We start from the raw sequence: 13412 nt of genomic DNA, 5'->3' as shown, positions 1-13412 counted from the left end.
GGCTGACCCGCATGGAAGCACCCGTCACCCCCCACCCGCCGCGCACCGAGAGGTTGTTCGTGCAGCGGTTCAGCTCCACGCCCCGAGGGGCGCGGCTCGCCCGCAGACTCGCCGTTCATCAGCTGAACGTCTGGGGCATCCCGTACCGCTCCGACGTGTCCGGCACGGCCGCGCTGCTGGTGGCCGAGCTGGCGGCCAACGCGGCGACGCACGGCCGCGTACCGGGAAGGGACTTCGAGCTGCTGCTCGGCATGATCGCCGGATGCCCGGAGGTGCTGGGCAGACTCAGGATCGAGGTGTCCGACACCCGGGGTGAGCGCCGCCCGCCCGGCCCGGGGGAGGTCGTGAAGCCGCCGCCCGGGTCGGGCGGCGGGTACGGGCTGGTCCTCGTCGAGGCGCTGGCGGACCGGTGGGCGGTGCTGGATCGCGTACCGGGGAAGACGGTCGGTGTGGAACTGGACCTGGTGTACTGAACCGGGCTGCCGCTCCCGCTGGTTACGCGCCGGCCCGGTTACTCGAAGCGGGACGTGTCGCCCGCTCCCCGCCGCACGATCTCCAGCTCGCCGCTGGAGAAGTCGATGACAGTGGTCGGCTCCGTGCCGCAGTCGCCGGAGTCGACCACCACGTCCACCTCGTGGTCGAGCCGCTCCTTGATCTCCCAGCCCTGGGTCATCGGCTCCTCCTCGTCGGGCAGGAGCAGGGTGCTGGAGAGCAGCGGCTCGCCGAGTTCACCCAACAGGGCCTGGACGACGGCGTGGTCGGGGATGCGGACGCCCACGGTCTTCTTCTTCGGGTGCAGCAGCTGGCGCGGCACCTCCTTCGTCGCCGGAAGGATGAAGGTGTACTGACCGGGCGTCGCCGCCTTGATCGTGCGGAACACGTCGTTGTCGATGTGCACGAACTGCCCGAGCTGGGCGAAGTTCTGACACATGAGCGTGAAGTGATGGCGGTCGTCGAGGTTGCGGATCGCGCGGATGCGGGTGATGCCGTCACGGCTGCCGAGCTGGCATCCCAGCGCGTAGCAGGAGTCCGTCGGATACGCGACGAGCGCGCCGGAGCGGATGCTGTCGGCCACGTTGCTGATGGTGCGCCGCTGGGGGTTTTCGGGGTGTACATCGAAATACTTCGCCATCCAGCGAGTCTACGGGCGCGCGGGCGGTCCGGCCCGCAGGTGGGATGCATCGTGCAACCGATGTGTATCGTGCACTGGTGGTGTGTCATGCATATTCAATGCAGCATGCATACAATCCGTGGTATATCTGTACAGAGAGGCGGCCTTCCCCGCAGGGAGGCGGGCCCGCACTCGCAGTCGAAGGAAGCCTCACGTGGACATGCCTGTGGACCGGATCGAGTTCGAGACCATGCTTCTCGGCCGCCATATGAGCCTGCTCGCCTCCCGGGGCGGCGGACGGCTGGACCGGAGTGCCTACATCCTCCTCAGCCGTATCCAGGTCGAGGGCCCGATGTCCATCGGTGACCTGCGCGACGCCTTCGGCCTGGACGCCTCCACGCTGAACCGGCAGACCGCCGCCATGCTGCGGGCCGGTGTCGTCGAGCGCATCCCCGACCCGGAGGGCGGCATCGCCCGGAAGTTCGTCATCACCCAGGAGGGCACGCGGCGCCTGTACCGGGACCGGTCGGAGAACCTGGAGGGCCTCGGAGCGCTGCTGGCCGACTGGACGCCGGAGGAGGCGAGCCAGCTCGCGGACAGCCTGGCCCGGCTCAACCGCGGCATCGAGCGCCTCGACGGACGGCCCTGGCCGCGCGACAAGTCCTGATCCGACGGCCTTTCGGGACGCATGAGAAGAGTCGCTGAATCACCATCATTTGTGTGATTGCGTCGCGACGAGACCTCCCCCTAGCGTGATGTGTGCGCGGACGGCACCACTCCTGCCGACCGCCCACGAGGACGGGGGACTCCACACCATGCGCACGCGCACCTTCTTGACGTCGGCGGCTCTGACCACCGCGCTGCTCGCGGGCTCCGTCGTCCCCGCGACGGCCGCCCCGGCCACCGCGAAGGGCCCCGGCGTCTTCGTCACCAATGGCGACCGCGTCCACATTTCGAGCACCCCGCCACGCACGGCGTCGGCTCACGCCTGGTGGACCCATGTCAGCGGCCCGGGTACGAAGGCCAAGGTCACCATCTGGCTGCAGATGAAGTCCGGAAAGAAGTGGCACTCGGTCGCCAGGAACGCGAAGAACCTCAAGTCCGGCAACGGCGGCAGCGCCCGCCGGGTCGTCGCGCGCAAGAAGTGCGCGAACCGCAGCAAGCGCCAGTGGCGCACCAAGATCGACGTCGATCTCATCGGGGTGGCCGACTCGCCGGAGAAGGCGTACACCAAGCCGGTCACCGTCAAGTGCGGCGTCTGATTCCCTGGTGCCAACACCCGCTCGATCCAGGAGTACGACCATGAGTGACACCGATCCGGGCGCCACCCTCATCGTGGGGCTCCACGGGGTATTGGACCGGCACCCCTGGATCGACCGCGTGAGCGCCGAGTTCGACCTTGAGGAAGACGTCTTCAGCCTCGCCGTGAAGCGGGCATCCGCCTACGCCTGGAGCTCCACGGTCCTTACGGACAGGCCTGCGGAGAACCTCTGGGACCACAACGACGCGGACGGCGACTGGACGCAGGACGGGCAGGTCCGTCAGCTGGCCTGGCTGCAGTCGTCGCTTCCCCGGCCCTCGAACACCCCGGGGAAGCGGCAGCGCGCCCGCCGCCTCCCGGTGCTGCCAGTCATCACGGTCCTCTCGGACGCGCTGCGCCGCGTCGGGACCGTCCGCCTCACCGGCACGCACGCCCTCGTGCCGCTGCACCGTGCCGGTGACGCCCGCGTCGAACTCGCGGAGGTGGCGGACTGGTTCGCCCTCGCCGACCCGTCGGGTGCGGCCTCGCTGACCGTCACCGTGTCCGCCCTGCCGTCGGCGAACCTCGGCGCGCGGGCAGCCGAGATCCGCGACGCGGCGCTCGAACGCACCTATGGGCACCTGGCGGTCGAGCCTCTCAAGCCCGTCACGGTGCAGACCCCGGGGCTGGCGCGGCCCCTCGCCGGAGTGGTGCAGGCAGAGGGGCTGCGGCGTGCGCTCGCCTACCGCTGCGAGGCGCGCGAGTGGTCGACGGATGTGGCCGCCTGGGCGACCGAAGTGTTCGCGGACTCGGTCCGGGCGGTGACGGGGCTCTCCGGCCCGGTCATCGTCACGGTCTCCCCGGATGTCTGAGCCGTACCGCCGGAGTACCCGGGAGCCGGGTGGTCAGTGCGGGCGGACGTCGCGGGTCCGGGAGGGCCTCGGTCGGAAGAGCAGCAGGTACACCGTGGCTACCATCGCGACCGCCTGGGCCACGACGGTGACCCGCTTCTCGGTGAACCAGGCCGGTTCGTACATGCTCGGGAACGGCCCCCAGGCACCGATGTCCGCGTACCGGTAGATCAGCAGGAGCGCGAGTCCGCCGGTCGCGACCGACCAGGCGAACAGGTCGGCCGGCCACCGGCGCCAGACCAGGACGAGGAGCGCGGCCAGTGCCGCCATGGCCGCCTCGATGCGGAACAGCGTGCCCTGGCTGATGTCGGCCACGACGGCGTCGTACCGCCCGGCCAGGTGCGCGTGCACATAGGCGTCCACGGCGAGACCGGCCGCGGCGACCACCCGGGCCGCACCGCGCGGAAGGCGGCCGGAGCCGCCGCCGTGCGAACGGGCGTCCGGTGTGACGGGGAGTTCTGCGGACATTGCGGCTCCATTCGCGCCGGTGGCCGTCGGGCGGCGTCCGGGGCTCACTTGACGGTGAGGGTCCCCGTCATGAAGGGGTGGATCGTGCAGTCGTACGGGTACGCGCCGGCATTCGACGGGGCGGTGAAGGTGGCCGACTTGCCCGGCGCGATGTCGCCGGTGCCCAACAACCTTTCCCTTGGTCGCCGTCATCGTGTGCGTGGTCGTGTCGTCGTTCGGCACGGCGGTCCGCGTACTGGGCGCGACGGTCCGCTTGGCGGGCCGGAACGGGAACGGCATGGCGTCTGCGGGGATGCGTGGGGCGGAGCGGCGGGGGTCAGTACCCGTTGCCGGTGCCACTGCTGCTGCTCGTCGGCGTCGCTGTGGCGGTGGTGGTGACCTGCTTGCCCCTGGTGCTGACGACGTACCACTTGGCGCCGAACGCGTCGAGGCCCCGGCCCTTCGCGTCGCCGGGCTTCTTGTCCTCGTCGAAGAGGTACAGCGGGCGGCCGTTGTAGGTCACCTGGACGTAGAGCGTCATCTTCTTCTCGTTCGCCAGGGTCCTGCCGTACGTGCCCTTCCTGAGAGAGACCGTCGGGGCAGGGGACCCGGACGGAGCTGGGCGACGTGGAAGCGGCGGCGGGCGCGTCGGTCCGGCGGGCGTTGTTCAGGCCGCCCGTGTCCGTACCGGCGGAGCCGCCGCTGTCGGATCCGCTCCCGGAACATCCGGCTGCCGCGGCGGCCAGCAGAGTCGCGGAGGCCAGCACTGCGGCCGTCCTGGTGTGGCGTTTCGACGGGACTCCTCGGTCTTCCGGCCGCCCGCACGAGTGGGACGGTCGGCCCCAGTGGACCGCGGGCCCCGGGGGCGGGCCATCGGGGCGGAGCTGTTCGGGTAGCGGGCCGGGCGACCGTCCACGAGGGCGTCACCCGATCGGCGGACCGTGCGTGCTTCCCGTCCCCGGTGCGCCGCGCGCAACGGTAAGTGAGCCGCACCGAAACCGTCTTGATGGTGCAACAGTTTGGCGTACCGCCGCCCCGAACGGGCCCGTGATCATAGGATCAGGGTGGTCTTCGGGGAGACGGGGTGGCGGATCGTGGCGTACGGCGGGCCGATACACAGGTACGGAGTGCTGGTGCTGGCTCCGCTGGTGCTGGTGGCGTGTTCCGGCGGGGGCGGGAGTCCGGGCGGTGAGGGCAGGAGCACCCGGGCGACCGGTGGCGCCTCCTCCGAACCGGCCCCGGACACCAGCTCGGGCATCGAGGACACGGGCGACATCGAGGCGGACCCGGCCAGGCTGCCCACGTCCCGCGGCGAGGCGCTCGACTTCATCGACCGGGTCATCGCGGACCCCGCCAGCTTCGGGCCCGACGTGACCAGGTGGAGCCCGTACGAGAGCGACCCGGCCACCTGGCCGGTCCTCGGCACCGACTGCGTCTGGGAGCAGCAGAAGCCCTTGTCGAGCGTGCTGGCCACCCGCAGCCGCTCCTTCGAGGTGCCCGCCGCAGCCGGCAAGGGGCCGGTACGGCTCTCCGCCGTCGTCACCGTGCACCGCAGCCGCGAGGGCGCGCAGTGGGAGATGGCGGAATCGGTGGAGGAGACGATGCGCTGCCCCACGCAGCAGCTCCGGAAGGGCGAACTGATCGGCTCGCTGGTCGCCGCCACCCTGCCGCAGGGCGAAGGCGGCCAGGTGAACTCCGCGGACGCGCTGACCGAGATCGGGCAGTACAGGAGCTCCACGCTCGGCGGCCCCTTCCCGTACGTCTGGCAGCAGGCCCAGGCCCTCCAGTTCACCGTGGCGGTGACCGGGAAAGGGGCCAAGGGGCGGACCGAAGAGGAACTCGACGAGCTGACGAACCAGGCCCAGGCAGCCATGCTGCTGCGGCTCAAGTCGGCCGTCGAGAAGCAGAGCTGAGAGAGCTCGGAGCTGAGAAGGCTTAGTGCTGAGAGAGCGGAGAGCGTGATGGAACGGCTGCGTCCCGCAGACCCCTCGACGATCGGCGGACACCGGCTGCTCGGACGGCTCGGCGCCGGCGGCATGGGCGTCGTCTACCTCGGCCGCGCGGACGGCGGAGCCTTGACCGCGATCAAGGTGATCCTCCCGGAGTTCGCGGAGAACGAGGAGTTCCGGGCCCGGTTCCGCCGCGAGGTCGAGGCCGCCCGCCGGGTGGAGACCCCCTGGGCGGTCGCGGTCACCGGTGCCGAGACGGAGGGTGAACGCCCTTGGCTCGCCACGGCGTTCGTGCCGGGGCCCGCGCTGTCGGAGGCCGTCGCGCGGTGCGGGCCGCTGCCCGCCCGCAGCGTCCGGGTGCTCGGCAGACTGCTCTCCCGCGCCCTGACCGCCGTACACACGGCGGGACTCGTCCACCGGGACGTCAAGCCGGGCAACGTGCTGCTCACGGTCGACGGGCCGCGCCTGATCGACTTCGGGATCGCGCGGGCCACCGACGCCACCGCGCTCACCGCCGCCGACCTCGTGGTCGGCACCCCCGGTTTCCTCTCGCCCGAACAGGCCTCCGGGGACGGCACGGCGGCCGGACCCGCCAGCGACGTCTTCTCCCTCGGCTGCCTCCTGGCGTACGCCGCGACCGGACGGCCGCCGTTCGGCAGCGGAGCCGTCGACGCGCTGCTCTACCGGACCGTGCACGACGAACCCGACCTCGAAGGGGTCCAGGACCCCGGACTCCGCGAACTGCTCGGCGCGCTCCTCGCGAAGGAGCCGTCCGACCGGCCCACCGCGGCCGAACTCGACACCCGGATCACAGAGGACGCGCCGAACGGCTCCATCGACTGGCTGCCGGACGATGTCGTGGCGCTGATAGCCGCCCGGTCCGCCGCCATGCTCGACCTGCCCGGCATCGAACCCACCGTCCCCGACCGGGGAGCGCCGCCGCCCGAGGCCCGTCCCGGCCGGCGAAGACTGCTGCTCGCGGGCGCCGGGGCCGTCATCGCGGCAGGCGGCGGATTCGCCGTACGGGAATGGCTGCGCGACGACGACTCCGGCGCCGGGGCGGCCAAGTCCGGCGAACGGGCCTGGACCATCGGCGTCCAGGCGGACCTGTCCGGCCCGCAGAGCGCCGCCGGACGGGCCCAGGAGCGCGGGGTGCGGCTGGCCGTCGACCAGTTCAACTCCCGTACGGACAAGCCGTTCACCCTGACCGTCAAGGCGATCGACGACGGCGGCGACACCGCCCGCGCGGTCCGGGCCGCCGCACAGTTCACCCGCGACCGCGATGTACTCGCCGTGGTGGGCCCCACCGGGGACCAGACCACGGAGGCGGTCCTCACCACCTACGACGAGGCGATGCTGCCGATCATCACCGTCTCCTCGATGCTGCTGACCTACCGGGCCGGTTCCAAGAAGTCGTTCTTCCAGGCGGTCCCGTCCGACGGCGTGCTGTGCGCGCCCGTCATCCGGAGGCTGGTGCTCCGGCCGGACGTCGAACGGCTCGGGGTGCTGCTCGACCGGGTCGGCGGCCAGTCCGCCTACCAGGTCGGCTACCTCACCAACATGCAGACCGGCATCATCACCACCGGGACCACCTACCCGCGCGTGGTCCCCGCCGGGACCAAGGACCTGGCCCCGGTCATCGAGGACATGCTCCAGCACGACAGCGACGCCTTCTTCTACGCGGGCGACGCGGCCGGGGCCGCCCGCACCGCGAGCGCGCTCGGCGGCACCCCCTTCAAGGGCCCCCGGATGGCCATGCACACGGCCATGCAGCCGCGCTTCCTCAAGGACGCCGGACCGGCCGCGGAAGGCTGGGAGTTCACCGCGCCCTACACCGACGCCACGGCCCCCGGCGCCGAGAAGTTCGCCGCCGCCCACCGCTCGGCCTACGGCTCCGCCCCCGCGTACTGGGCGGCGGAGGCGTACGACGCGGCTGGGCTCGTGACCGCCGCCGTCACCGCCCTCGCCGGAAGCGGGGCCAAGCCCGTGCGGCCGACCCGGACCGCCCTCGTGGCGAAGATCGCCGGATCCTCGTACAAGGGCGTCTCCCGGACCTACGCCTTCGACGAACTGCACCGGCTCAAGGGCGCGGACGCCTACCTCTACGGAGTGCGGGACGGGCGCTTCGTCCACCTCGGCGCCGCGCCGAAGGCCGAAAAGACCTGATCCGGATGCGCCCTCTCACCTCGGACGACCCGCGCACCATCGGCGAGTACCGCACCCTGGCCCGGCTCGGGGCGGGCGGCATGGGTGTGGTCTACCTGGCCCGCTCCGCGGGCGGGGCGCTCGCCGCCGTGAAGGTGATCCGCGCCGAGCACGCCGCCGACCCCGGATTCCGCGCCCGGTTCCGCCGCGAGGCCGAGGCCGCCGCCCGGATCACCGGCCCCTGGGTGGTCCCGGTCACCGGGGCGGACACCGAGGCCCGCGAGCCCTGGCTGGCCACCGCGTTCGTCCCCGGCCCCTCGCTGGGCGAGGCCGTCGGGGAGCAGGGCCCCCTGCCGGAGGCCACGGTCCTGGCCCTCGGCGCCCGCCTCGCCGGGGCCCTCGTCGCGGTCCACGAGGCGGGGCTCCTGCACCGCGACGTGAAACCCGGCAACGTGCTCCTCGCCCTCGACGGGCCCCGGCTCATCGACTTCGGCATCGCCCGCCACGAGGGCGCCACCGCGCTCACCGCGACCGACGCGGTGATCGGCACGCCCGGCTACCTGGCGCCCGAACAGGCCTCCGCGGGGCCGCTCGGACCGGCCTGCGACGTGTTCTCGCTGGGCTGCGTCCTGGCGTACGCGGCGACCGGGCAGCGCCCGTTCGGTTACGGGACGGCCGCCGGAGTGCTCTTCCGCACCGTTCACGGCCAACCGGACCTGGCGGGCCTGCCGTCCGCGCTGCTGCCGGTGGTGACGGCCTGCCTCGCGAAGGACCCGGCGGACCGCCCGACGGCGGCGGAGGCCGAGCGGCTGCTCAAGGGCGACGGCACCGGCTGGGAGGTGCCGGGCCTGTCCGCCGCGATCGCCGAACGCTCCGCCGCCGCCCTCGCCCTGCCGGACCCGGAACCCGCGCGCCCCGCAGAGGACCGGGCCCCGGACCCCGGCCGCCCGAGCCGCCGGCGCGTCCTCACCGCCGGGGCCGCCGGTGCGGTACTGCTCACCGGCGGCGGTACCACCGCCTGGCTGGCCGCCCGGCTCGGCGGCAGCGGTACGGGAGCGACGCCGCATGCGCTCCCCACGTACACGATCGGACTGCACACGGACACCACAGGACCGGGCAAGACCGTCGGCCTCGCCCATGAGCGAGGCGTCCGGCTCGCCGTCGACGACCACAACTCCCGTACGGACAAGACCTTCCGGCTCGGCCTGCGCGTCGAGAACGACGCGGGGGACGCCACCCGCGCCCTCGGCGTCGCGGACCGGCTGGCCGCCGACCCCGCGGTGCTCGCGGTCATCGGCCCCACCGCGGACGTCACCGCCGCGGCGGTGGTCAGCCGCTACGCGAAGGCCCGACTCACCCAGGTCGTCATCGCCGCCCGGTACGCGACCGACTCGGCGGACTCCGAGTACCTGTGCGTCCTGCGCCCGTACGACTCCTCGCTCGCCTCCGGACTGATCGACCACATGGCGAACGTCAAGCACGTGAGGAAAGCCGTGGTCATCGAGGACCGGGCCGATCCTCAGGGCAGCTGGATGGCTGCCAACCCGCTCCGGGACACAAAGACGTCCCGCATCACCGTCACCACGCACACCGTCGCGGCGGACACCGGCAGTTTCGCCCAGGCCGCGCGCGCCGTGGTGGACGCCAAGGCCGGAGCGGTCGTCTACGCGGGTACGTCCCCCGCCCGGGGCGCCCGCTGCGCGACCGACCTGGCGGCCGCCGGATTCACCGGAACCGCCCTGTCCACCGGGCCCGTCCTGGCGCCCGGCTTCCTCCGGGCCGCGGGCAGGGCCGCAGAGGGCTGGGTCTTCGCGGAGGCCTACACCGACCCCACCGCCCTGCCCGCCGCCAAGGCCTTCACCGCCGCGCACCGCGAACGGTTCGGCGCGCCGCCCGCCACCTGGGCCGCCGAGGCCTACGACGCGGTGGGCCTGATCGCGCGGGCCGCCGGTACCACCAGCGCTACCGACTCCCTGCGCGGCGGAATCGCCCAGCGCGTCTTCCGCACCGAATACCGGGGCATCACCAGACGGCTGGCCTTCGACAGCAGCCACCTGGTCCCGCGCAAGGAGGGCATCTTCCTCTACCGGATCGACGACGGGCGGGCCCGCTTCCTCGGCCTGTACGGATCGGTACGGTGACCGTGCGCAGCTGTCCCGTGAAACCGTGAAAGGGGTGCCAGATGGGTGAACGGAGCCTTCCGCAGGCGTGTTGGAGCTGTCCGCCGGGGCCGTGGAGTACGAGGACACCGGCGGCGACGGTCCGGTGCTCGTACTGCTGCACGGCGTCGCGATGGACGGCACGCTCTGGCGCCACGTGGTCGCGGATCTGCGGACCGGGCACCGCTGCATCGTCCCGACACTGCCGCTCGGCGCCCACCGCCGTCCGATGAAGCCCGACGCCGATCTGTCGGTCCTCGGCGTCGCACGGCTGGTCGCGGAGTTCCTGGAGGCGCTCGACCTCACCGACGTCACCCTGGTGATGAGCGACTGGGGCGGGGCGCAGGCCCTGGTGGCGGACGGCCGGGACGAGCGGATCGGGAGGCTCGTCATCACCTCCTGCGCGGCCTTCGACAACTTCCCGCCCGGCCTGCCCGGCAAGAACCTGTACGCCTCCGCCAGGATGCCGGGCGGCCTTCGGCCTGCTCAGGCTGAAGCCGATGCGGCGGCTGCCGATGACCTGGGGCCTGATGACCAGGAGGCCGGTGCCGGACGAGGTGATGGACGGCTGGTTCCGGCCGCTGTGGACCTCGAAGGAGATCCGCCGCGACCTGCGGAAGTACGTCCTCGGGGTGCCGCCCAGGGCCGAGCTGCTCGGCTGGGCGGAGGCGCTGCGCAGCTTCGACCGGCCGGCACTGGTCGCCTGGGCGGCGCAGGACCGGGTGATGCCGCCGGAACACGGTCGCCGGCTGGCCGAGCTGCTGCCCAGGGGCGAACTGGTGGAGATCGAGGACAGCCGCACCCTGATCCCGGAGGACCAGCCCGGACGTCTCGCCGGTCACATCAGGGAGTTCCTGCGGAAGGAGTGACCCCGGCCGGGCGCCCCGGAGCCCCGGAATCCCCCTGATGGAGCAGGTCGCTTCCCGCCCGCGCGGCCTGGGCGTGAAGCGGAGCTGCGGCCGCGCTTAAGAAAACCTCGATGGACCTGGGGCGCGCGGTACGGCAGATTTCTCCGGGACGGCGCAGGATGGTGCGCGGCAGCCGGTCGTAACGCGCTGCCACGCCGTCCCCCATTCCTCCCCGGGCCACAGGCTTCCTCAGGCATGCCCCCTGCCCGGGGAGCTCAACGCCGTACCAGGTACAGGGAGCCGCAGCCGTGAAGGCACTCGTCAAGCAGAAGGCCGAGCCGGGACTCTGGCTGATGGACGTTCCCGAGCCGGAGACCGGTCCCTCGGACGTACTCATCAAGGTGCTCCGTACCGGCATCTGCGGTACCGACCTGCACATCCGCAACTACGACGGCTGGGCGCAGCAGGCGGTGAAGACGCCGCTCGTCCTCGGCCACGAGTTCGTCGGAGAGGTCGCCGCGATCGGCGCGGACGTCGTCGACATCGCGGTGGGCGACCTGGTCAGCGGCGAGGGCCACCTGGTCTGCGGCAAGTGCCGCAACTGTCTGGCCGGCCGCCGCCACCTCTGCCGCTCCACAGTCGGGCTCGGCGTCGGACGCGACGGGGCGTTCGCGGAGTACGTGGCGCTGCCCGCGTCCAACGTATGGGTGCACCGGGTCCCCGTGGACCTCGACGTCGCGGCGATCTTCGACCCGTTCGGCAACGCCGTGCACACCGCGCTGTCGTTCCCGCTCGTCGGTGAGGACGTCCTGATCACCGGCGCCGGCCCGATCGGCATCATGGCCGCGGCCGTCGCCAAGCACGCCGGAGCCCGTAACGTCATGATCACCGATGTCAGCGAGGCCCGTCTCGACCTGGCCCGCAAGGTCGGCGTCAGCCTCGCGCTCAACGTCGGGGAGCAGACCATCGCGGACGGCCAGCGGGAGCTGGGACTGCGCGAGGGCTTCGACATCGGCCTGGAGATGTCCGGCCGCCCCGAGGCGATGCGCGACATGATCGCGAACATGACGCACGGCGGCCGCATCGCCATGCTCGGGCTGCCGTCGGAGGAGTTCGCCGTCGACTGGGCCCGGATCGTCACCTCCATGATCACGGTCAAGGGCATCTACGGCCGCGAGATGTACGAGACCTGGTACGCCATGTCCGTGCTGCTGGAGGGCGGCCTCGACCTCGCCCCCGTGATCACCGGCCGCTACGGCTACCGCGACTTCGAGGCGGCCTTCGACGACGCGGCGAGCGGACGCGGCGGCAAGGTCATCCTCGACTGGACCGTCTGACCACCCGTATCCAGCTACCGAGCCGGGAGACACCCCTCATGTTCGACTCCGTACGCGACGACATGCGCACCACCCTCGAAGAGATCGAGGCCGCCGGGCTGCACAAGCCCGAGCGCGTGATCGGCACCCCGCAGTCCGCCACCGTCGCGGTCACCTCGGGTGGCCGCCCCGGTGAGGTGCTGAACTTCTGCGCCAACAACTACCTGGGCCTCGCGGACCACCCCGACGTGATCGCCGCCGCGCACCAGGCCTTGGACCGCTGGGGCTACGGCATGGCCTCTGTCCGCTTCATCTGCGGCACCCAGGAGGTCCACAAGGAGCTGGAGCAGCGGCTCTCCTCCTTCCTGGGCCAGGAGGACACGATCCTCTACTCCTCCTGCTTCGACGCCAACGGCGGCGTCTTCGAGACGGTTCTCGGCCCGGAGGACGCGGTCATCTCCGACGCCCTCAACCACGCCTCGATCATCGACGGCATCCGGCTGTGCAAGGCCAAGCGCTTCCGCTACGCCAACCGCGACATGGCCGACCTGGAGCAGCAGCTCAAGGAGGCGTCCGGGGCCCGGCGCCGACTGATCGTCACCGACGGTGTCTTCTCGATGGACGGCTACGTCGCACCGCTGCGCGAGATCTGTGACCTGGCGGAGCGCTACGACGCCATGGTCATGGTCGACGACTCGCACGCCGTCGGCTTCGTCGGCCCCGGCGGGCGCGGCACGCCCGAGCTGCACGGTGTGATGGACCGCGTCGACATCATCACGGGGACCCTCGGCAAGGCGCTCGGCGGTGCCTCCGGCGGCTATGTGGCCGCCCGCGCCGAGATCGTCGCCCTGCTGCGCCAGCGCTCGCGCCCGTACCTCTTCTCCAACTCGCTCGCCCCGGTCATCGCGGCGGCCTCCCTGAAGGTCATCGACCTGCTGGAGTCCGCGGGCGACCTGCGTGAGCAGCTCAACGCCAACACCGCGCTCTTCCGTACCCGGATGACAGCGGAAGGCTTCGACGTCCTGCCCGGCGACCACGCCATCGCCCCCGTGATGATCGGGGACGCGGCGAAGGCAGGCCGGATGGCGGAGCTTCTCCTGGAGCGCGGTGTGTACGTGATCGGGTTCTCCTACCCGGTCGTCCCGCAGGGCGCGGCCCGCATCCGCGTCCAGCTGTCCGCCGCGCACTCCACGGCGGACGTGAACCGTGCGGTGGACGCGTTCGTCGACGCGCGGGCAGCGCTGGGGGAGTGAGGCCCGGCGGGGGCATCCCTCGCGACCTGGGAC

Annotated in this window: 13 protein-coding genes and 1 pseudogene; 10 read left to right on the top strand and 4 right to left on the bottom strand. The window is 72.1% G+C overall.

The genetic code is table 11. From position 1 onward, the window contains the following. Nucleotides 1-11 precede the first annotated feature (11 nt). On the top strand, nucleotides 12-473 hold the full coding sequence (locus RLT59_RS06725) for an ATP-binding protein (protein WP_311302548.1): 462 nt from the start codon (nucleotides 12-14) through the stop codon (nucleotides 471-473). Nucleotides 474-511: 38 nt separating this feature from the next. Here the strand turns inward: RLT59_RS06725 and RLT59_RS06720 are convergent, their stop codons facing one another. Then, nucleotides 512-1132: an L-threonylcarbamoyladenylate synthase gene (locus RLT59_RS06720; protein ID WP_311302547.1), complete on the bottom strand. Its 621-nt coding sequence runs from the start codon at nucleotides 1130-1132 to the stop codon at nucleotides 512-514. Nucleotides 1133-1325: 193 nt separating this feature from the next. Between RLT59_RS06720 and RLT59_RS06715 the strand changes: the two genes are divergently transcribed. The 3 genes from RLT59_RS06715 to RLT59_RS06705 all read left to right on the top strand — a co-directional run bounded on the left by RLT59_RS06715 (nucleotide 1326) and on the right by RLT59_RS06705 (nucleotide 3223). Next, on the top strand, nucleotides 1326-1778 hold the full coding sequence (locus RLT59_RS06715) for a MarR family winged helix-turn-helix transcriptional regulator (RefSeq protein WP_311302546.1): 453 nt from the start codon (nucleotides 1326-1328) through the stop codon (nucleotides 1776-1778). 148 nt (nucleotides 1779-1926) lie between these two features. Beyond that, the gene (locus RLT59_RS06710; RefSeq protein WP_311302545.1) at nucleotides 1927-2373 is read left to right on the top strand and encodes a hypothetical protein; all 447 of its coding nucleotides are present in this window, start codon (nucleotides 1927-1929) and stop codon (nucleotides 2371-2373) included. A 40-nt stretch (nucleotides 2374-2413) separates the two neighbouring features. Beyond that, the gene (locus tag RLT59_RS06705; protein ID WP_311302544.1) at nucleotides 2414-3223 is read left to right on the top strand and encodes a hypothetical protein; all 810 of its coding nucleotides are present in this window, start codon (nucleotides 2414-2416) and stop codon (nucleotides 3221-3223) included. 33 nt (nucleotides 3224-3256) lie between these two features. Here the strand turns inward: RLT59_RS06705 and RLT59_RS06700 are convergent, their stop codons facing one another. The 3 genes from RLT59_RS06700 to RLT59_RS06690 all read right to left on the bottom strand — a co-directional run bounded on the left by RLT59_RS06700 (nucleotide 3257) and on the right by RLT59_RS06690 (nucleotide 4250). Beyond that, nucleotides 3257-3730, bottom strand: coding sequence for a hypothetical protein (locus tag RLT59_RS06700; RefSeq protein ID WP_311302543.1), 474 nt, complete (start codon nucleotides 3728-3730; stop codon nucleotides 3257-3259). 44 nt (nucleotides 3731-3774) lie between these two features. Then, entirely contained in the window at nucleotides 3775-3897 is a 123-nt protein-coding gene (locus RLT59_RS06695; RefSeq protein WP_311302542.1) for a cupredoxin domain-containing protein, read from the bottom strand. 149 nt (nucleotides 3898-4046) lie between these two features. Further along, on the bottom strand, nucleotides 4047-4250 hold the full coding sequence (locus RLT59_RS06690; protein ID WP_311302540.1) for a hypothetical protein: 204 nt from the start codon (nucleotides 4248-4250) through the stop codon (nucleotides 4047-4049). Nucleotides 4251-4842: 592 nt separating this feature from the next. On the opposite strand from RLT59_RS06690, the gene RLT59_RS06685 reads away from it, so the two are divergent. The 6 genes and pseudogenes from RLT59_RS06685 to RLT59_RS06660 all read left to right on the top strand — a co-directional run bounded on the left by RLT59_RS06685 (nucleotide 4843) and on the right by RLT59_RS06660 (nucleotide 13379). Further along, nucleotides 4843-5622: a hypothetical protein gene (locus RLT59_RS06685; protein WP_311302539.1), complete on the top strand. Its 780-nt coding sequence runs from the start codon at nucleotides 4843-4845 to the stop codon at nucleotides 5620-5622. A 48-nt stretch (nucleotides 5623-5670) separates the two neighbouring features. After that, nucleotides 5671-7824, top strand: coding sequence for a bifunctional serine/threonine-protein kinase/ABC transporter substrate-binding protein (locus tag RLT59_RS06680; RefSeq protein ID WP_311302538.1), 2154 nt, complete (start codon nucleotides 5671-5673; stop codon nucleotides 7822-7824). Between the two features lie 5 nt (nucleotides 7825-7829). Then, complete coding sequence (locus tag RLT59_RS06675) at nucleotides 7830-9944, top strand: bifunctional serine/threonine-protein kinase/ABC transporter substrate-binding protein (protein WP_311302537.1); 2115 nt, start codon at nucleotides 7830-7832, stop codon at nucleotides 9942-9944. Between the two features lie 70 nt (nucleotides 9945-10014). Next, nucleotides 10015-10831, top strand: a pseudogene (locus RLT59_RS06670) (alpha/beta fold hydrolase). Between the two features lie 287 nt (nucleotides 10832-11118). Further along, nucleotides 11119-12147: an L-threonine 3-dehydrogenase gene (tdh, locus tag RLT59_RS06665; protein WP_311302536.1), complete on the top strand. Its 1029-nt coding sequence runs from the start codon at nucleotides 11119-11121 to the stop codon at nucleotides 12145-12147. Between the two features lie 38 nt (nucleotides 12148-12185). Continuing rightward, entirely contained in the window at nucleotides 12186-13379 is a 1194-nt protein-coding gene (locus RLT59_RS06660) for a glycine C-acetyltransferase (protein WP_311302535.1), read from the top strand. Nucleotides 13380-13412 lie beyond the last annotated feature (33 nt).

The organism is Streptomyces sp. ITFR-6 (assembly GCF_031844725.1).
GTDB lineage: Bacteria > Actinomycetota > Actinomycetes > Streptomycetales > Streptomycetaceae > Streptomyces.
Note: the sequence above shows the minus strand (reverse complement) of the source record. Positions and strands in the feature narration are given on the sequence as shown.